The 18742-nt window shown below is 59.9% G+C and carries 17 protein-coding genes; 3 read left to right on the top strand and 14 right to left on the bottom strand.

Features of this window, described 5'->3' with window-relative positions; all coding sequences use genetic code 11:
* The first annotated feature begins 896 nt into the window (after nt 1-896).
* Both EXQ56_10710 and EXQ56_10705 read left to right on the top strand, forming a co-directional pair.
* Nucleotides 897-1400 carry a hypothetical protein gene (locus tag EXQ56_10710; GenBank protein ID MSO20912.1) on the top strand — a complete coding sequence of 168 codons (504 nt, stop codon included), beginning with the start codon at nt 897-899 and terminating at the stop codon, nt 1398-1400.
* A gap of 35 nt (nt 1401-1435) precedes the next feature.
* Nucleotides 1436-1942: an N-acetyltransferase gene (locus tag EXQ56_10705; protein MSO20911.1), complete on the top strand. Its 507-nt coding sequence runs from the start codon at nt 1436-1438 to the stop codon at nt 1940-1942.
* Nucleotides 1943-2078: 136 nt separating this feature from the next.
* Here the strand turns inward: EXQ56_10705 and EXQ56_10700 are convergent, their stop codons facing one another.
* Both EXQ56_10700 and EXQ56_10695 read right to left on the bottom strand, forming a co-directional pair.
* The gene (locus EXQ56_10700; GenBank protein ID MSO20910.1) at nt 2079-2912 is read right to left on the bottom strand and encodes an SDR family oxidoreductase; all 834 of its coding nucleotides are present in this window, start codon (nt 2910-2912) and stop codon (nt 2079-2081) included.
* A 184-nt stretch (nt 2913-3096) separates the two neighbouring features.
* The gene (locus EXQ56_10695; GenBank protein ID MSO20909.1) at nt 3097-4569 is read right to left on the bottom strand and encodes a LysM peptidoglycan-binding domain-containing protein; all 1473 of its coding nucleotides are present in this window, start codon (nt 4567-4569) and stop codon (nt 3097-3099) included.
* Between the two features lie 355 nt (nt 4570-4924).
* Here EXQ56_10695 and EXQ56_10690 point away from each other — a divergent pair, with 355 nt between their 5' ends.
* On the top strand, nt 4925-5848 hold the full coding sequence (locus tag EXQ56_10690) for a hypothetical protein (protein MSO20908.1): 924 nt from the start codon (nt 4925-4927) through the stop codon (nt 5846-5848).
* Between the two features lie 133 nt (nt 5849-5981).
* Here EXQ56_10690 and EXQ56_10685 read toward each other — a convergent pair whose 3' ends face one another.
* The 12 genes from EXQ56_10685 to lptC form a co-directional block, all read right to left on the bottom strand.
* Nucleotides 5982-6665 carry a hypothetical protein gene (locus EXQ56_10685; GenBank protein MSO20907.1) on the bottom strand — a complete coding sequence of 228 codons (684 nt, stop codon included), beginning with the start codon at nt 6663-6665 and terminating at the stop codon, nt 5982-5984.
* Nucleotides 6666-6823: 158 nt separating this feature from the next.
* Entirely contained in the window at nt 6824-7141 is a 318-nt protein-coding gene (locus tag EXQ56_10680) for a transcriptional regulator (GenBank protein ID MSO20906.1), read from the bottom strand.
* An 11-nt stretch (nt 7142-7152) separates the two neighbouring features.
* The gene (locus EXQ56_10675) at nt 7153-7473 is read right to left on the bottom strand and encodes a type II toxin-antitoxin system RelE/ParE family toxin (GenBank protein ID MSO20905.1); all 321 of its coding nucleotides are present in this window, start codon (nt 7471-7473) and stop codon (nt 7153-7155) included.
* Between the two features lie 78 nt (nt 7474-7551).
* Nucleotides 7552-8253 carry a hypothetical protein gene (locus tag EXQ56_10670; GenBank protein MSO20904.1) on the bottom strand — a complete coding sequence of 234 codons (702 nt, stop codon included), beginning with the start codon at nt 8251-8253 and terminating at the stop codon, nt 7552-7554.
* A gap of 141 nt (nt 8254-8394) precedes the next feature.
* Nucleotides 8395-9717 carry a hypothetical protein gene (locus EXQ56_10665; protein MSO20903.1) on the bottom strand — a complete coding sequence of 441 codons (1323 nt, stop codon included), beginning with the start codon at nt 9715-9717 and terminating at the stop codon, nt 8395-8397.
* A gap of 138 nt (nt 9718-9855) precedes the next feature.
* Nucleotides 9856-10890, bottom strand: a complete 1035-nt coding sequence (gene rapZ, locus EXQ56_10660; GenBank protein MSO20902.1) for an RNase adapter RapZ — start codon at nt 10888-10890, stop codon at nt 9856-9858.
* 161 nt (nt 10891-11051) lie between these two features.
* Entirely contained in the window at nt 11052-11297 is a 246-nt protein-coding gene (locus tag EXQ56_10655) for a hypothetical protein (protein MSO20901.1), read from the bottom strand.
* A 225-nt stretch (nt 11298-11522) separates the two neighbouring features.
* Nucleotides 11523-11966 (bottom strand): PilZ domain-containing protein, encoded by a 444-nt coding sequence (locus EXQ56_10650; GenBank protein ID MSO20900.1) that lies wholly within the window; start codon nt 11964-11966, stop codon nt 11523-11525.
* A complete protein-coding gene (locus EXQ56_10645) occupies nt 11878-12984 on the bottom strand; it encodes a thioredoxin (GenBank protein MSO20899.1) in 1107 nt (368 codons plus the stop codon). The genes EXQ56_10650 and EXQ56_10645 overlap by 89 nt, the downstream gene beginning before the upstream one ends.
* 600 nt (nt 12985-13584) lie before the next feature.
* A complete protein-coding gene (rpoN, locus tag EXQ56_10640; protein ID MSO20898.1) occupies nt 13585-15069 on the bottom strand; it encodes an RNA polymerase sigma-54 factor in 1485 nt (494 codons plus the stop codon).
* Nucleotides 15070-15071: 2 nt separating this feature from the next.
* Nucleotides 15072-15809 carry an LPS export ABC transporter ATP-binding protein gene (lptB, locus tag EXQ56_10635; protein MSO20897.1) on the bottom strand — a complete coding sequence of 246 codons (738 nt, stop codon included), beginning with the start codon at nt 15807-15809 and terminating at the stop codon, nt 15072-15074.
* 65 nt (nt 15810-15874) lie between these two features.
* Nucleotides 15875-18739, bottom strand: coding sequence for an LPS export ABC transporter periplasmic protein LptC (gene lptC / locus EXQ56_10630; GenBank protein ID MSO20896.1), 2865 nt, complete (start codon nt 18737-18739; stop codon nt 15875-15877).
* Nucleotides 18740-18742 lie beyond the last annotated feature (3 nt).

Below are 18742 nucleotides of genomic sequence, written 5' to 3'. Positions count from 1 at the left end.
CAGTACAACACCCGCAGGCCGCACTCGGCGCTCGGCTATAGGCCCCCGGCGCCGGGGGCCTATAGCCCTGTCAAAAACCCAGTTTCTCGGCCTCAGGTTGTGATGTAAACTCTCTCACAAGGATTGGTACAAAATCTCGGGCGGGTCACAGCCGAGTCGCGGCATCAGTAGGAGAGACACGAGTAAATTTCATTGGCCGCGAGGCCCTGATCCGGAACAAGCGGCAAACCGGCCAGCCACAGGACTTGGCCGATCTTGAGGCCTTGGACAAGACTGAATAGAGACGAGCCCCGGCAGGGGCGGCCAGAGAGTAGCCCAGGGCGCAAGCCCTGGGTTTGCAAAGCAATCAAGAACACTTCCACTCTGCCGAAGGCGCACGCGCAGTCCCGGCGTGACGGGACGCAGCGTGAACAGGTGATGCAGCGCATCGCGCTTCCTCCGCTGCGCTTTGGCGTCCAAGCAACAAGTGCAACTGGAAGGGTAACGTCACTTGTGCGCTCCTGCGCCAATCATTCGATTGGCTACGAATGGCGGGCCTTCGGCAGAGTGGAAGTGTGTCGTCCGATTCGGTTACCCAGGGCTTACGCCCTGGGCTACTATCTGCCGCCCCTCCGGGGCTCTGCGTGGAAGACAAATCCCACCTGGGAAAAATGTGGCGGCCGGACCCGCACGACCTTTTTTTACACTGCTGATTCGATTCCGGACACGGTAATGTGGGCGGTGCAGGTGGGGCAGGCATTCTTGCCTGCCGTTTTTCCCCGGGCCTCAGGTTCAACCGCCGACCGGGTCTGGAGAGCTGTCGCTAGATGAAATACTGCTGCCTGAAATGCCGCAGGCAGGAATGCCTGCGGCACTTGCTTGCCGCTCGCGCGCGATTGGTATAGCCTCGGAGGATGATGACTCAAAACCTTCGACGCAGCACTCATACGGCGGCAATCTTCGCCATCACCCTACTGGCCGCGCTGGCTGGCGTCGGGTGCAGCGGCATGGGTGACCAGACGCCGGCCATCAAGAAGGCGATTGAGACGCATCTGGCCAGCCGGTCGGATTTGGCCATCAATCAGATGACCATGGACGTGCAGTCGGTGCAGGTCGAGCGCGACAATAAAGATAGGGCCGGCGCCGAAGTCCTCTTCCGCGTCACCAATGCGCCGGAGATGCAGATGGGCTACCACTACGATCTGGCGCGTGAAGCCGGCTCCTGGAAGGTAGTGGAAGGCCATCCCAGCCAAGCCGACTCGAAGCATCCCAGCGGCGATGAGGCCAATGATGACGCGGATGGGGCAGCAGCCCTGCCCCCTGGGCACCCCCCACTACCCGAAGGACAAGCGCCAATGTCCGGCAGTCCATCTCAGGGCGGCGCGCTTCCGGAAGGCCACCCGCCGCTGTCTAGCCAATGAGATGTCCAACGCGACCAGTTCTCAACACCTGAAGAATGATTATTCGCGAAGAACAGCCCACCGACATTCCAGCCATTCGCGCCATCCATGATGCGGCCTTCGGCGGCACGGCGGAAGCACGATTGGTGGACCGGTTGCGCCAGAGCGAAGACCTGCTCATCTCACTGATCGCCATTGAGGACGGCGCTCTGGTAGGCCATATACTCTTCAGCAAGCTCCCGATTGAGCTGACCGACGGAACCGTGCTCAAGGGCGCGGCGCTCGCGCCGATGGCGGTCCTGCCGTCGCAGCAACGGCGCGGCATCAGCTCCGTGCTGGTGCGCGAAAGCATCGCCAAGTGTCGACTGCTGGGCATTCAGGTGATTGCCGTCCTCGGTCATCCGACCTACTACCCACGCTTCGGCTTCACCGCGCGCAGCGGGAAGGCCATCGACTGCAAGTACACCTGCGAAAACTTCATGGCTTTGGAGCTGGAGAGCGGCATTCTGCATGGAGTTCGCGGCAAGGCCCGCTACGCTCCGGCCTTCAGTGATTTCGATTGAGGGGTCAGTATGCCGCCAGCGACGTTCCAGCTTTGGCCGGTGATGGCGGCGCGGTGGGGCAGGCATTCCTGTCTGCCCTCAGGAGGACAGGTCGGGAGACCTGTCCCTGCTTAACTCTACTCACGCCGCTTCACGGCTAGTCCCAGCGGATGCCGGCGTCCACGTTCATGGTCTGGCCGGTGATGGCGGCTGAGTCCGCTGACGCAAGGAACAGCGCGGCGCGGGCCACGTCTTCCGGCTCCAGCAGCTTTCGCAGCAGCGAAGATTCCTTCGTCGCGGCCAGACGGTCGGCGGGCTTGAGGCCCACGGCGCGTTCGAGTTCGCTGTTGACCTTGTGAAACATCTCCGTCGATTGCACCAAACCGGGGCATAGCGCGTTGACGCGGACGCCGTGCGGCCCGGCCTCTCCGGCCAGCGCGCGCGTCAGGCCGAGCATCCCCGCCTTGGCCGCCGAGTAGGGCGAGCCCAGGCCGTAGGCCAGCTTGGCCGCGCTGGACGAGATCATGATCACCGAGCCGTGCCGCCTCTCCAGCATCCCCGGCAGCACCGCGCGCGAGACGTAAAACGAGCTGGTCAGATTGGCGCGCAACGTGTACTCCCATTCCTCGTCGGACATTTCGTGAATGGGATGGAGTTCGGGAAAATAGCCCGCGTTATTGACCAGAATGTCGATGCGCCCGCAAGCGGCCTCGGCCTCGGCGGCCATCTTGCGCACGGCGGCGCTGTCGGAAACATCGCAGACGATGCCCAGCGCATGGCTGCCACTATTGGCTCCAGTGGCACCACCGACGATGTCGGCGATCTCCTGCTCGACGGCGCGGAGAGGTCCGGCATCGCGCGCGGTGATCACCACGCGCGCGCCCTCGGCGGCAAAGCACAGCGCCATCGCGCGGCCAATACCGCGGCTGCCGCCGGTAATCAGCGCAACTTGATTCTTGAGCCGTGTTCCCTTTGGCCAAACATTTTCCACTGCACTCACCTCGTCGCACGCCGCTATCTACCGGACTGTGTCCGTAGATATTATTAGACCATTTTTGCCGATGCCTTATCCGAGCCGCGACAGTTAGATCAATGCAAAACGGTCCTGACAAAAGCGAATGGGGCGAGCTGTGCGGCTCGCCCCATTTCATTCAGGAAATTCTTTAGTCCAATGATTACGCCTGCGGAGTGCAGCTCTCGGGAAGAACGATGGACTGACCGGGATAGATGCGGTCAGAGTCGCTGATCTGCGGATTGGCCGCCGCGATGCAGCTCCACGCCGCGCCGCGACCCAGCGCCGTCTCGGCGAGCTTCCAAAGCGAATCACCGCGCTGGACCATGACCTCGCGAGCCGGATTCGAGCTGACGACCACCGCGCGCTCCTCGCGTGCGGCGATGGGCAGGCTGGCAAGTGTCGCGCTCGATGTCGGCATGTGCAGCCGCTCACCGGCGCGCACGAAATGAGGATTCTGGAGTTGCGGATTGAGCGCGGCGATCTGCGGCCAGGCGCGTCCGTCGCCTAAGTGGCGCTGCGCCAACCGCCACAATGAGTCGCCCCGCTGCACGCGAACTTCCGCGTCGCCTTCTTCGGCCAACGCTTGCGCCAGCACCGTATCGGCAACAGCGCGAACCGGCGCGATGCGGACTGGCTCGGCGGGCGGAGTGGCCGACAGATCATCCCTGACGGTCCAAGCCGAGACCGTTACCAAATCGCTAGGCGAAGCCGTGTTGACGCTGACCTCAGGTTGCGGGATCGCCGCGGCCTGTTTTGTTACCGGGGGTGTTACCGGGGCAACCTTCACGACGGTGGGATTCCGTGTTGGCTCGGCGAACTGAATCGCCAGAGGCAAGCGGCCTTCTGACGCAGAGTCCAAAGTGGCAGCAAGACCAGCCTCCGAAATTCCCAACGAGGCGTTGCCCGTGCCGAGTTCCAAGGTGAGATCCAGCAATGCGGGAGATGCCAAGATGAGTCCGGCGGAGCCTTCATTCCCGTTCATATCCACATTCGAGTTCGCAGCCACTTCCGTGTTGGCAATAGCGGGGAACTCCGACACGCGATCACGGACAACATTCTCAATCACCGGGAGCGACGAGCCCTCGACGGCGGCCATCACAAAAGGCGCAGACACGGTGAAGTCGTCCGGGCCGGGCCGATGGGCCAAGGCGTCCAGCATCATGCGATCGTCGCTCAAGGGAATCTGCGGCGCGATCTGCTGGCGATAGTAGCGGGCAACGTCGCCGAGCGGCATACCGGTGGGCCACACGGGCACGGTGGGCACGGAGCGCTCCTGCTGCGCCAGCGCCGCGCGCGTTGGCAGGGTATTTTCTCGCGCGGGCGCGGCGGCCTGCACAGGAATAATCCGGACGGGAACTTCCGCCGGAGACTGCGTCGCCTCAGCCAGAACCGGCTCCGCGGAATCCAGCGCTCGACTGGCCGGATCGACAATGGTGTCCTTGGCCAGATCCTCGTTCGTATAGACTTTGGTAACGCGCGTCTGCCGCGCTAGTTTGCGCGCGCGTTCCTGGCGAGACAACTCGCCCAGACTTTGCGCGCCCAGACTCTGCGCTACGGTGTCCCGCATCGTGAACACCAACAGACTGGCCAGCAACGTTACGTAAACCCGCAAGTAGGACGGGGAAATTTTCATATGCCAACTCCCTGTGCGAACTCTCCACCGGGGCCTTCGGCGGCCCTGTGTTCAAAGTGGTGATCCGCCAGCTTCCTCCCACATAAATAGTGGTGGGAAGTCTGGCAGACTACACCATCTTGTGCCCAGATTACTCGCAACCCTGCCCGGAGACAAGCAATTCCGGGGGGGGGGGACCACGAGAGTGACTAGCGGCTCCTACCGCGCGGGCTATTCGTTCCAAATGGCTGGTCGGTGGCAACACGCCGGGCCGAAGCTGAGTCGAAGCCGGGTCGAAAAAGTATCGCCGCGTATTTTCTACGAATAGCCGCGCCGCTCGGTGTAAAATGACTTCGGTTTAAGGTTGGGGATTGTCATGGGAGTTCGCTCACATGAAGAGGAGGTCGCCCGCATGAAGCGCCGCGAGATCATCCGAATGCTCACCGGCGCGACCGTCGGCCTGGCCAACGGATGGGGCGGACTCGCGCTGAGCGGGCTAGCTCCTGTTGCGACACCTCGTGCGCCACCTCTGTCGCCACCTCGTGCGCGTGCGGCCGCTCAGGGTGGAGAACGCAGCGGACTGCTGGCGCTGTTTCCGCTGCGCGTGGTGCTGCTACCCGGCAACAGCCTTCCGCTACACATCTTCGAGCCACGCTACCGCGAGATGATCCGCGAATGCATCGACGCCAAGACTGAGTTCGGCGTCCTGCTCAACGATGGCGGCGCAATCGAGCCGGTCGGCTGCACGGCGATCATTACGGAGGTGATCCACAAGTACACCGATGGCCGCTTCGACATTCTCACGCGCGGCCAACGCCGCTTTCGCATCGGGCCTTTCGGGAACGCCAGGGGAAATGCGCCCAGCACATCTCTCGACGAGGCCGACCTGAACTCCGAGCGCGCCTTCTTTCGCGGCGCGGCGCAGTTCTTTGAGGATGACGCGCGCCCCTTGCTCAACCGCCTGCCAGATGCGGACACGTCAAGTGCCGCAGCGCAAGATGCAGCGCAGGACGACGACCTCCGCGCCCAGGCGATCGACACGCACAGCCGCCTGATGCAACTCATCGCCGAAGACGAACCGTCGTCAACACTGCCCAGCGCGCCGCCACCTTCAACCAGCGACCCGCAACTTTCCTACCATCTGATGGACGGACTGCCCGCCGACGCGGAATGGAAGCAGGAGTTGCTGGAACTGCGCGTCGAGCGCGAGCGGTTGGTGCGCGTGGTCCTGCATCTGCAACAACTGATCGACTACATGGAAAGCGACTCCGCCAAACCCGCGCAGCCCCGCGTAGTTTAGATTGCCAACGTGCGAACAGAGCCGCGACCGTCAGGGAGCGGGGGTTGGTTTTGGGATTGCCTTGAGGCAGTCAATGCTGTCAGACCAACCCCCGCTCCCTGACGGTCGCGACTCTGTCACGGCGCAGATCTGTTCACGGTTTCTTGGCCAGGAAGATGGTGTGGCGGGGGCCACCTTTTTTCAGGCGACCGCGCACGCTTTCCACTTCGACAACGAATCCGCCGTAGCGCAGGCGCTGCTCGAATCTTCGATTGGGCCGCGCCGACCATACGGCGAGCACTCCGCCCGGCTTCAGCGCCGCGCGTGCATTGGCGATTCCTTCATCACCGTAGAGCTTGGCGTTTTCCGGCGTGGTGAACGGCGTAGGCCCATTGTCCACGTCGAGCAGCACGGCATCGAACTGGCCGCGGGACGCGCGCAACGTGGCGGCCACATCGCCGATCTCCACGCGCACGCGCTTGTCCTTCAGTGGATGCCCGGCAAGGTCCCCGAGTATCTCGCGATTCCACTCGACCACTGCGGGCACAAGTTCCGCAACCACCACCGTCGCCTCCTTCGGCAGCACGTCGAGCGTGGCGCGCAACGTGAAGCCCATGCCCAGCCCACCCACCAGCACGCAGGGCAGCGGGAGCGTCCGCGTGCGTTGTCGTATCCCTTGGCAGGCGAGCGTGGCCAGCGCCTCCTCCGACCCATGCATGCGGCTGGACATGAGGCTCTTGCCGTTCGCCAGAATGATGTACTCGGTGTCGCGCCGCGTCAGCTTCAAATCGCTGCCATCCGGCATGACCATCTCGGCCAGCAACTCCATCGGTTTCATAAGCGTTTTACCGTGCCGCGCGCGTCAGCAAGCGGGTCAATGGAAAAACCACGCTTACTGAAGTGAAGCGCTCCCCCACTCCACAATACAACACCGAGATCATCGAGCGTGGGTTCTCCGTAGGCCCGCTCGCTGACGCGCGCGGCACTGTTATTTCTTTACTGGCTCAGGATAATGGAGAAGTGGACACCTTCGGACTTTTGCAGAGCGGAAAGAATGCTCGTCAGATTCGCTGCGGATGGGCTGCCTTTGGGACTCAGCATCCGCATCAGGCTCTTGGCGGGAATGCCGGATTGCTTTTCTAACTTCTGAAAACCCGTCGTGGCATTCACATAATTGCGCAACACGGCCTTGCCCGTGGCTAGATCGCCGTTCACCATGCTCTCCACGGCTTCGCGCAACAGGGCACGGCGGAAACGGGCATCGCGCTGCGCCCGCGCTTGAATGGTCATCTTAAAGACATGTGTCAGAGGCATGATCGCAACTCCTAAATCTTTTTCCACCGCTTGTAGGACGCCCAACATTCCTTTGCCAAAGCGATATCCCGCTGCTGACGATGCTTGGTCCCACCACCGATGAGAATCACCAGCTCGTCGCCGTCGCGCCCAAAGTAAATGCGGTATCCCGGGCCGAAATCGATCCTGTATTCCTGCACACCCTCGCCGACCGACCGCACGTTCGAGAAATTACCCAGCTCCATGCGCGTCAGCGCAATAGTCACTTTCGCCGCAGCCACGGGAGACAATTTGTCGAACCACTCGGCAAACCGCCGCTTCCCGTGCTCATCGATGTAGCCGCGCAATTCGATCATTGGAATATATGGTAACATATTAGTTACCACAAATCAATTACCTAATCCGATCATGTTCGTGGGGAAATCAACCAATTACAAAGGCGTTTTTGTATTTCTTTGGCGCCAAGCATCATGACCGAGACTCTCGATATCGATCATTGTCGTCATCCGATAATTTTCAGGGACAAGTTCACGTTCTTGACGGAAGCTCGGGTCTGTTGGAGAAACTGGACGCAAAACTGCATGCCAAAACCAAAAAAGACCGCCTATTTTTGGCGCATAACACTCGAAGAGCCCCATTGGACTCAGACGTCTGAACATTACTTTGTCTCCCAGATCAAAGTATTCCGATACCTCCGTACCTTCAATCCGACATACTTCAAGCCAATCACCAGGTCTAGGACATCGCCAGACGGTCTCATTTGTCCACTTGGCAATGGTGTCGGGGAAAAACTGCGCAGCAATCTTGAATGCTACTTGCTTTACATTAGATCCACTAAGCCTTTCTCCATTCCTGTGCCACAAACTTTCCGGTAGTGAATTGAAATCAATTGCATCATTTAGGACCAAGGGCAATAATTCGAAAGCAGGTTTTTGCTGATTAACTTTTTCTAGAGCCAAGGCAAGTTCTCGCTTTTGCCCTTGAGCATTAGGAGTGTCTTCCCCAATGAGGAATGCAAAAACGTTTGCTTGGTCAATCTTCGACTGAATTTCAGCCCAAACATCAGTGGCAAGCAAGCGATCATACGAATAGATCCAAGCCGTAACACCGAGTTCTTTGAGGCGTCCTCCCAAGTTCTCCGCGATGCCCGTGCAACTTACGGGATAACTAACGAACATTTCGTGAATGGTCTCACCTCCTGAAGTGAGGAAACCCACGTGGTGAACGGACGATGAAAGCTCATACAAACTCTTCGTTCATTAATTAATTAGAAGTTAGCGAGGCTCAGTTGGCCCCGGCGAATCGTCTACCGCGCCGAAGTCGATGACTGTGTCGGTGGTGAATTTTTTGTAGCGGCGGAAGTCGATTACGTTGCGGGAGCAGTTGCTGGCGCCGCGCTGGCAGGCCAGGCTTTCCGCGCGCGTCGGGAGCAGCGTGGGTTGGTCGCCGATCAACACCATTGCGTAGTCGACCGCGCTCTCGACAGCGTTCAGCGGATAATCGAGGGGGAGGCTCGAGGCCGCCATCTCGATGCGCAGGACGCGCGCGGAGTCAATGTCGATCCAGACCGCGCCGCGATAGGCGGGCATGATCTCCCGTTGGATATTGGACCGATTGGGGGGCCCACTTGGTGAGTCGTCAGTGGAAGACACGTGCCAGCGCGAATTCTGTTCGCTGACGGCGAAGTTAAAGACGGCGGTGCGGAACTCGCTCGTGCCGCGCTTCTCGGTGGCCTGGCCGGCCCAGGTGAAGTTGGCCTTGGTGCGCTCGTCGAGCAGGCCGCTCAGGGTGCTGGCGAACTCGCCGGTGGACCATGAGCCGCCGAGGTCCTCCATCGTCTTGGTGGTGGGAGCCTCGTTGATTCTCACGTTGCGGTAGCGCTCCTTCCCTTCCTCGTAGACGACTTCAACGGAGATCACGTCCTGCATGCGCCAGCCGATGTCATAGGGATTGGTGAGGTAGCGCGTCATCGCTTCCTGTGCGATGAAGTTGGGCAGCGTGCCGGCGAACGAGCTGGCCGCGATGCGCGCGCGCTCGATCAAAAATTCCGGATCGAGGCCGGTCGGAGGCTGGCTGCTGGACGGGTTGCCCGCTGGATCGCTGCCGGAACCGCGTGGCGAGGGTCCACGCAACAGGGTGTAGCGGCCGTTGCCGCCCGCGGATACTTGATCGGAGGCCGGCGATTCCGCCTGGATCTCTCCAGCCTCGGAAGCTGGAAGGATATTCACCGTCAGCACCTGCAATTGACTAAAAGTATCGAGCGCGGCTTCCACCGCCACCCAGTCGCCAATCTTCAAGGCCGAGGATTTTACTTCGCCGGCATTCTGGAAGTACTTGGTCTTGCCCGATCCCTTAAGCAACAGCGGGCGCGAATCATCGAGCGTCAGAAGGATGGAGCCGCTTTGCAGTTTCGTGACGCGACCCTTGAACTGCATCAAGGCACCCACGCCGAGCGGCGCGCCGGGCTGCTGTGAACGGAGCGACGTTCGCAGCAAATCAGCCGGGCCAAGGGGACCGAACTGGGCAGGAAGATGCAAAGCCGTTCCGGCAATTACGGCAACCAACAAGTTAACGTGTAGAAAATGTTTCATATTCATTGGAGGCGGCCACCGGAGTCGGAGTTGCACGACCATTCCCTATTCGCGATTCGCTATTTCCTATTCGCAATTCTCAATTTACGATTCTCTACGCTCGATCGAGTCCGCTTGCTGACGCGCGCGGCTCGGTAACGCCCATTACTTCGCCGCGTCGCGGTGGATGACTTTGGTGTTCAGGCCGCGGGCGGCCAGTTTCTTGCCGATGGTCTCGGCCATCATCACCGAGCGGTGGCGACCTCCGGTGCAGCCAATGGCGATGGTCAGATAACTCTTGCCTTCGCGGACGTAGTGCGGGATCAGGTAGGCGAGCAGCTCGGTGATGCGCGCGATGAACTCCTGCGTCTGCGGAAACCCGCGAATGTATTTGGCGACCTCCGGATGGCGGCCGGTAAGATCGTGGAACTTCGGTATGTAGTTGGGATTGGGCAAAAAACGCACGTCGAAGACCAGATCGGAATCGGCGGGCAGGCCGTGGCGGTAGCCGAAGCTCATGCAGGAGATGAGCATGGAGCGCTGCTCGGCGGCTTCGCGAAAATGGTTATTGATAATGTTGCGCAGCTCGTGAACATTGAACTGGCTGGTATCGACAGAAAGATCCGCCAGCTTGCGGATAGGCCCCAAGGCGCGGCGCTCGGCGGCGATGCCTTCCCGCAGCGGCAGCTCGCCCTTCTTGGCAAGACCCTGCGAGTGGGCCAGCGGATGCGGGCGACGCGTCTCGCTGAAGCGGCGCAGCAGCACTTCGTCGCGGGCGTGCAGGAATATCAGCAGCGTGCTCATGCGCTGGCGCAGGGCGCGGAACATGGCGGGAAAACGTTCGAGCGCCTGGCCTTCGCGGATGTCCACCACCAGCGCGGCGCGGGCGATCTGTCCGCCGGTTCGGCACAGATCGGCAAAGGTTGGAATGAGGTCAACAGGCATGTTGTCGACGCAGTAATAGCCCAGGTCCTCGAGCACGCGCAGCACGGAACCATTGCCCGAGCCGGACATCCCAGTGACGATCACCAGTTCGGTTTCCAGCGGATGTATCGGCGATGGCTCAACTGACTTTTTCTGGCGGAGTGGGGGCGCGGTGCGCGGGCTGCCCGCGCTAATCTTCCTTGCGAGTTTCCTGGCCGGACTGGAGATACTGGCGAGACCACGGCGGCTGGAACGGCTGGAGGATTTCTTGTCCATGATGAAACGATACGAGGAAACGCATTACGCTGCAAGTCGGAAGACAGTACCGGCAGCGCACCATTCGTCTCGGGATTAAACGCGGCGCACGGAGGACCCGGGCAACGGCGTCCATCCGCGCGTCATACCTGCGCGAGAGCACACCGTAACAACAGCTATCGTTAGGACAACCGGGGCGAGGGTGGACGGATAGATGGCTCGTCGTTTTGGGAGGCGGGTTGGGAGGCGGCTAGTTGATCGGCATGCGCCAGCATGCCGGCGAAATCGTTAACGCGACCAGAGAGTGGATGTACTTCCAGGAATTGGGCGAGCGTGGCGCGTGAGTTGCGCACCATCATCAATGCGCAAAACATCATCAAATAGGAGTAGCGGTCTCCATGCATTGCTTCGTGCATGTCTTCGTGCATGACAACCCCCTCACCCTGTTCCCTTGTGGATTGAGCAGGAGCCTGAAGTATGAATACGGCACAGCGTCAAGGCATATCAAAAGCGAACTCAATGACGCCAGCCTAGTGGGGGAACTAGCCGGAATTTATCGAGAAACTACTAGAACGGCAGGACAGAAAAAATATCGGCCCTGCTTACTACTGCCTGCTTACTACTGAAAGACACTATTCATAATATGCCATCAACTATTCATGCGCGCGAATGAACTCATACGTCTCAATGGTTGCGGCCACACCCACCTGGCGCGAACTCTTGATGGAATCAACGCGAATCACCCGGCCGCGACAGCGCACCCGGACATCCTTGCCACCGCTCAACTCGGGCGGGAGATTCAACTCGAAATTCAATTCAGATCCCACGTCCATCGGTTCGGTGAAATTAAAGTACAGACCACGTGCACTGATGTCGCGGGTCTGAGTCTGGATGGCGGCAGCGCGCTTGCGCCCCTTCACCTCCAGATCAAGAGATAGATCGTAGCGGCGGTGCTTTCTCTTGTCAGCCGCGGTAGCCATCGACATGGTAGCCTCTTTCATAAAGATATCACTGCGCGACTGGCTGGACGCGCTGGCCAAGCCGGGCGAGTTCGGATTCGATAACCTGCTCAAAGGCGGACGCTGGTTGTGATCCATTTAGGAATATACCGTTGATGTAGAAGGCCGGTGTACCACTGATGCCTGCCCTCAACCCTTCCTGATAATCTTTTTCCACTTCGTTGCGATACTTTCCTGATTCAATACATAACTCCAGTGAAGCCGTATCGAGGGATAGCTTCGTTGCCGCCTCAAGCAGCTTTTCGCGGGTGAGATCGCTGGGGCTTTCAAACAGGACATCATGAAACTGCCAATACTTATTTTGATCGCCGGCGCAACGGGCGGCCTCAGCGGCTTCCTGAGCCTGTCCGTGAATGTTCCGCAAGGGAAAATCGCGATAGGAAAAGCGGACCTTGTCAGCATACTTTCCCAGCACGGCCCTGACCGTGGGATACGCCTTTAGGCAGTAGGGGCACTGAAAATCAGAGAACTCGACGATGGTGATGGGCGCGTCGACCGGCCCGCGCAGGCGGGTGAGGTCGGGCTGCACGTTCAGGCGAATCGGCTCCAGAAAAATCTCCACCGGAAGCTTCTTGCGTAGCACGGCAATATAATCCTGGCGCGCTTGCTGCCCGCGGTTCTGCTTCAGCCCCGCCGCAATCTGATCTTTCACCTCTTCGATGGGGCGACCGATGCGGTCCTTCTGTCCGGCGTAATACGCGTTGATCTCTTCTTCGGTGGTCTCGCGCACCTTGCTGTCCACATCGCGCGCAATCAACTCGGCAACGCCCATGTTCTGGCGGGCCGCTTCAGCCTCCACCAGTTTTTGATTGACCATGCCGTCCAGCGCTTGCCGCTTGACATCATATTCTTGATTGCGCAACTGCTGCATCTGCGGACGCGTCTGCTGCACCAGCTCCGACTCGAGTATGGGCTTGCCATCCACTAGCGCAATCGGCTTATCCATTGCCGACGGAGCTGGCTGTTCCTCGGCTATGACCGGCGCAATGGTGGACAGGAAAGTTATAGATGCCAATGCCAACACGGACAGGCTCCGGGAAAACGGAGCGAATTCATTTCGCAGAGCGCGCACCATTCGATTTGAAGACCACTGCATCACGCCAAGTCTCTCAATCTATATCCGCGAACATGCACCCCAGCGCAAAGGCCGGGGCATCAGCGAAATAGAAACGCAAGGTTACAAGAGAACCGGGCCGCGCGCGGGCGGCTCGATTCGCAACTTTGCTAACACCTTCTACAACGGTAGTTTCCACGGAAATCATAGAAAGCGCAATAGTTTCAATGGTCACAATTTTCTAATGGGACCATGTATGTCAAAATGACGACATTCGCCCGATAGGACCAGTACCCCCTGCCTGATCCCGGCAGGAAAGAATGCGGCGGCTCCGAAGACAGCAAACTATCCTTTGTTAACGCCATCTACAACTATAACCAGGGGGGGCAACCAAAATGAGTTATCGGAATCCATTCGCACCAATGACAACGCTAGTACTCCCGGGGGTACTACTACCCGAGGGGTACTACTAGTACGCCTATAACTACTATAGCCCTGGACATTGAAGAAAAATGCGATGGAGGCCGGCCTTTTTTACCCGATCTGTGGGCCTTGTGGAGGGAGCAAAGGATTGCGGAACCAGTGGCAACGGAGTCGGTCTCCGGTGTGCTCTGTTACCCCCCCCCCCCGCGCCGCGCCGCTTCAGTTTCTGTCACGACGCTGATGAGTACTGGGGATTTTCAGGTCAGCGCGATACTTGGCCACGGTGCGGCGATTGACGTCAATGCCCTGCTCCGATAGACGCCTGGCCAATTCATCGTCGGTCAGGGGGTTCGCTTTGTCTTCCTGATCGATCATCTTGCGCACCATGCGCCTCAGCGTCAGCAGCGGGATGCCCGCGCCGGAGGGGCCGTTGACGGCTTCCGAGAAAAAGTAGCGCAGTTCAAAGATGCCCTGCGGTGTGTACGCGTATTTTTCCGCCACGGCGCGGCTGACGGTTGATGGATGCACGCCAATCTCCTCGGCGACATCCTTGATCATCATCGGCTTCAGATAATCCGGGCCCGCCTCCAGGAAATCACGTTGGCGCGCCACAATAACATCCGTCACCTTCAGGATCGTCTGCTTGCGCTGCTCAATGTTCTTGATGAAGCGCATGGCCGAGCTGTAGCGTTCCTTGATGTAGTTGCGGACTTCCTTGTTCTGCGCCTTGTCCTGCTCCTTGTTCTGGTCCTTGTTCTCGCTGGACGGCGCCAGCAAGTTTTTGTACTCCATGCTCACGCGCAGTTGCGGAATATCCTCTTCATTGAAGACCACCGCGTACTCGTCCCCGACCTTGACCACATACACATCCGGCTCAATGACCCGTCGCTCGGACTGATTGAACCTGCGCCCCGGAAAGGGATTCAACTTACGAATCAGTTCGAGCGCGCTCTGCACTTCCTCAATGGTGGTCTTCTGGGCTTTGGCGATTTCCTTGAGTTGCCTGTTCTCCACCTGATGCAGATGATCCGATACGATGCGCCACGCCAGAGAGCCTTCCTTGCGGCGATCGCTCAGTTGCAGTAACAGACACTCGCGCAGGTCGCGCGCCGCCACCCCGATTGGGTCGCACTCCTGCACCAGCTTGAGCGCGGCTTCCAGAGTGGCTAGCTCATGCTCGCCGGTGGCCGCGATTTCTTCGAGCGCAATCGGGAGGTAGCCATCATCGTCGAGGTTGCCGAGAATCTCCTCGATGGCATCGGCCAGTCCCGGCGGCTGGCAACTGAGCGTCAACTGCCAGTTCAAGTGATCAATCAGATTGGTGGGGGTGGAAAGAAAATTTTCAAACGAAGGTAGTTCGACGCTCTCAGCCTGCGGCGTGCGGTAGCCCGGATCAAGATAATCTTTGAAATAGGAGTCAAAGTCGATCTGGTCAAAGGCATCCTTGGCCCCGGCAGCCTCGGTTAGCTCCTGATCCGCGGCGGGCGGCGCGTACTCCTCCCGCTCGCCGAGCGTTTCCGTATTGATGGCCAGCTCCTCCAGAACCTCTTCGAGTACGGGATTCTCCAGCATCTCCTGATTGATCATTTCTTTCAGTTCCAGCTTGTTCATCACCAGCACGCTGACCATCTGGACCAGCCCGGGCGTGAGGGTCAGTTTCTGCGAGACCTTTAGATTGAGCCGGAGACCGCTGAAGGAGCTCATGTTCACACCGGCTCCAGAACGAAGCTTTCGCCCAGATAGACGCGGCGCACTTCGGGATCGGCGCCCAGCTCGGCGGGCGCGCCTGCTCGGAAGATGAGGCCATCGTTGATGATGTAGGCGCGGTCGGTAACGCGCAGCGTCTCGCGCACGTTGTGATCAGTAATCAGCACACCAATGCCTTCCTGCTTGAATTGGCCGATCATGCGCTGGATGTCCAGAACCGCGATAGGGTCGATGCCGGAGAAGGGTTCGTCGAGCAGAATATAATGCGGCGAGAGAACCAGTGAGCGGGCGATCTCCACGCGACGGCGCTCCCCGCCCGAGAGCATGTAGCCCTTGCTGCGGCGCACCGTCCCCAGTCCAAACTTCTCCAGCAACTCTTCCAGACGCTCGCGGCGCTGACTACTATTCAGCGGCAGTGTCTCGAGAATGGCCAAGATATTCTCTTCGACCGAAAGCTGGCGGAAAACAGAGGGGTCTTGAGGTAAATAACTGATGCCGCGCCGGGCGCGCTGGTACATCGGCAGGTGGGTGAGGTCGGCGCCGTCGAGTGTAACGCGACCGCCGTCTGGACCAGCGTCCGGTGATGTCAGGCCGACAATCATGTGAAAAGTGGTGCTTTTGCCGGCTCCGTTCGGGCCCAGCAGTCCGACCACTTCACCACGCGCCACGTTGAGCGACACACCGTTCACCACAGTGCGGCCCTTGAAAGTCTTGCGAAGATCGTGAGCTTCCAGCATTTTTGATCCGCCTGCCCTGACCTTGGACCGTTTTCCCCGTCAGGACCCGGCTCAGATCGGGCAGATTACGGGGAGGGAATCCAGCGGGTTTCGGTCTGTGAACCAGCTTCGCCAGCAACTGAAGCGCTATTATTGCCCATTTGGTACGATAATTGCCCACCCTTAGTTGTACCACGCTCAGAATCGATCAGTACGGCTGGCTTACCGTACAACTTAACTTGTTTATTCAATGACGTATATTCAGCGTAATCGCCACTTCCGGAGCGTCCCTTTTCTAGCAACCGAACGTCTCCTCGGGCAAGCAGTTTTTCGATGCGCGCGGCGGTGGTCTGAAAATTGCCAGTCTGAACCGCCTGGGCCGACGCCTGGGCCGACGAAGCTTGCTCCTCCCGGCGCATGGTGATTTCCAAAGATTGTGCGGCCAGCTCCCCCGCTCTTTCCGGCCCTTCCCGAGTTTGATGCCGCGCGTGAACCGCCCCCTCGTAAAGAATCCTTCCATCAGCCAGCGTGTAGTTGACCTTCTCGGCACGGATCACATAGGTTCCGGGCGCTTCCGCTCCTGGTTTGGGTGCGGATTTTTCAGGAGCCGCGGCCCGCGGTGGAGCGGGCACAGGGGATGACGCCGAGGAGGTAGGACGATAGATGGTCAGCACTTTCCCGCTCGCGGTGAGCTGGTTTTTCTGGCGGCCCCACTCCGCCCTTTCGGCTTCCAACAAAAACGTCGTCCCCTGCCAAAGGCGGGTGCGGCCTTCGTAGAGCGCCAGTTGCGTGGCCGCCGTGTAACGAAGATGATCGGCGACGGCATGAAGCGGCTCGGCGGTGGATTCTCCGGCCTCATCTTTTTTTGAACCGGCGGATTGGGAAGAGGCCGGAGCGGGCGATGAAGTGGTCGCCACGCCGCCTTTGGCCTCCAGATCACCCGACCCGGTGAACAGGCGAATCCAGTCGGCGGAGATGCGTCCGTCCGCACCGGTGATGGCCGGCTGCGGCGAGAGCTTGCCAACACCGGCGATGGGCTTTGGCGCGCGTTCCAGAGTAAGCGTATCGTTATTAGTCGCTCCGCCATTAGCCGCTTCGCCCGTCTCATAGAGCGCTGTGGCGGCGCGGGCTTTGCGGGCCATGTCCTGATAAGTAAACTCCCCGCTCTGGCGTAGCGAACCGAGCCGTCCCGTGGGAGGATCGAACACCGCCAGCAGTTCATTGCTGGTGGTGATGCGACTGTCTTCCCTGGTCCTCGGCGTCGCGGCGACGGGCGTCACCACGCGGACATTTCCATTCGCGGCAAACTGCGCCAACTCACCGGCCTCGCTGAAAACAAAATCAAATTGCTGGGCGGTAACCGTGCGCGGCGGCGCGCCCGTCTCGCCGTGCATCTCCAACTTCGGCGCGTTGCTCAAACCTGGTGTGCCGCGCAGTTGCGCGGTGCGCAGAACCCGCCCGCCCGACGCAAAAAGCATGTCAGCTTCCTGCCCCGTCAACACCTGCATCTGCCCCGCCGTGCCGGCGCGAGAAACTGCTCCGGCCGCCGAGCGCGCACCCGTTGCGGGGCCACTACCTCCACCGGCCCCACCGGCGCCACTGCGCAGAATCACGCGCACATCGCCCCGCGCCTCCGCCCGTTCCAGGCTCCCTGATTCCCCGCTCTCACCCGCGCGACCATTGTTATCATCAGGCGGCGCCGTGAAGCGCAGCGTCATCCGCCGCGAATTCCCCTCGCGTTGCGCAGACTCTTCTCCTTTGCCTCCCGTGCTTGCTTTGCTTCCGTCCCCTATCGTCCGCATCGCCCAGCGCACACGCTCCTCCAGATGGACGGTCCTGATCGCGCCCTCGGGGGTGAAGTCCAGCAGCGCTCGACCAGCCTGCGCGTCGGCCCGCAGCGTGGCAGACTGCTCCATCGCTTTCACGCCGCCAGTCAACTCGGCGCGCTGCACTTGATTTTCCTCATTCAACCAGATCGCTCCGGCCTGCGCCAGCAGACGATGCGTCCGCTTGCTGATCTCCACGGAACGCTCCAGCACGATGCGGGCCTCATCGCGCAGATAGCGCAGTTCGCCCGCATGAATCGTGGTGATGGCGGGGCTTCCTGACGCGTTGCCCACGGCCTCTTGCAGGCGAAACTCGACGGCAGATCTCAAATGGAGCAATTGCTGTTGCGGATCATACGTCGCGCCGCGCGACTGGCCATCGCCTTGAGGAAACGTGAAGCGTACTGCGGCGTCGGTGGTGGCGATGCCGGTCGATTGATCGAAGCGCAACTGCGAGGTGTGGATGACAACACGTTGCGGGCGCTGCCCACTGCTCGCTTCGGCCCCGCCACTCGCGGACTTGGCTGGCAGCTCAAAGTTCATCTCCACCGCGCCGGGCACCCAGAGCGTCTGGGCCAGGGGATCGTATTCACATTGCGGCGCAGTAATGCGGTCGCGGCGCGTGCCGTCCTTGCCGAATATCTCGACCACTACGCCACTTAAGAGCGCCTTCTGCGTATCCTTGTAGTTGGTTACCTGCTCGGCCCTGATGGTGTAGAGCGTGTGATCGCCGTCCGTTTTCGATAACGAGAAGGCCTTGGTCTGCTGATCGATTTCGCCCGTCAGCGGCTGGACCGCCTCGGCGGGAGAATCAGCGGAGCTGCTCTTCCAGCGATTGACGAAGCTCGACCAGGTGGCGATCAGCACGCCCCCCAGTGCCAGCAAAACCAGCAAGCGCAGCGGCTTCATGTTCTGGTAAGAAGGCATCGTTTCCCCAGCGTTCGATACGCTACCACTATAGGACGAATCGGGAGGCTGAGGAAGCAGAGGAAATAGAAGATCCGAGCGGAGTGGTTCGGGAATCAGGAATCGGGTTTCACGGGTTTTTCCGTTCCTTTGCTTCCTCTGTCTCCTCTGCTTCCTTCTCCCGACCAGCATTACAATAGACGATGATCCAAACTTCATCGG

The sequence above is a fragment of the Acidobacteriota bacterium genome, assembly GCA_009691245.1.
Lineage (GTDB): Bacteria > Acidobacteriota > Terriglobia > 2-12-FULL-54-10 > 2-12-FULL-54-10 > SHUM01.
The sequence above is the reverse complement of the archived record's forward strand: the minus strand, read 5'-3'. Positions and strand labels throughout refer to the sequence as shown.

Excerpts from the sequence above, each read along its gene's own strand:
- EXQ56_10705 (MSO20911.1), top strand. The coding sequence starts at position 1,436 with ATGATTATTCGCGAAGAACAGCCCACCGACATTCCAGCCATTCGCGCC.
- EXQ56_10645 (MSO20899.1), bottom strand. The coding sequence starts at position 12,984 with ATGCAGTGGTCTTCAAATCGAATGGTGCGCGCTCTGCGAAATGAATTC.
- EXQ56_10710 (MSO20912.1), top strand. The coding sequence starts at position 897 with ATGACTCAAAACCTTCGACGCAGCACTCATACGGCGGCAATCTTCGCC.
- EXQ56_10690 (MSO20908.1), top strand. The coding sequence starts at position 4,925 with ATGGGAGTTCGCTCACATGAAGAGGAGGTCGCCCGCATGAAGCGCCGC.
- lptC (MSO20896.1), bottom strand. The coding sequence starts at position 18,739 with ATGAAGTTTGGATCATCGTCTATTGTAATGCTGGTCGGGAGAAGGAAG.
- rapZ (MSO20902.1), bottom strand. The coding sequence starts at position 10,890 with ATGGACAAGAAATCCTCCAGCCGTTCCAGCCGCCGTGGTCTCGCCAGT.
- rpoN (MSO20898.1), bottom strand. The coding sequence starts at position 15,069 with ATGAGCTCCTTCAGCGGTCTCCGGCTCAATCTAAAGGTCTCGCAGAAA.
- EXQ56_10650 (MSO20900.1), bottom strand. The coding sequence starts at position 11,966 with ATGGATCACAACCAGCGTCCGCCTTTGAGCAGGTTATCGAATCCGAAC.
- EXQ56_10685 (MSO20907.1), bottom strand. The coding sequence starts at position 6,665 with ATGAAACCGATGGAGTTGCTGGCCGAGATGGTCATGCCGGATGGCAGC.
- lptB (MSO20897.1), bottom strand. The coding sequence starts at position 15,809 with ATGCTGGAAGCTCACGATCTTCGCAAGACTTTCAAGGGCCGCACTGTG.
- EXQ56_10665 (MSO20903.1), bottom strand. The coding sequence starts at position 9,717 with ATGAATATGAAACATTTTCTACACGTTAACTTGTTGGTTGCCGTAATT.
- EXQ56_10680 (MSO20906.1), bottom strand. The coding sequence starts at position 7,141 with ATGCCTCTGACACATGTCTTTAAGATGACCATTCAAGCGCGGGCGCAG.
- EXQ56_10695 (MSO20909.1), bottom strand. The coding sequence starts at position 4,569 with ATGAAAATTTCCCCGTCCTACTTGCGGGTTTACGTAACGTTGCTGGCC.
- EXQ56_10655 (MSO20901.1), bottom strand. The coding sequence starts at position 11,297 with ATGCACGAAGACATGCACGAAGCAATGCATGGAGACCGCTACTCCTAT.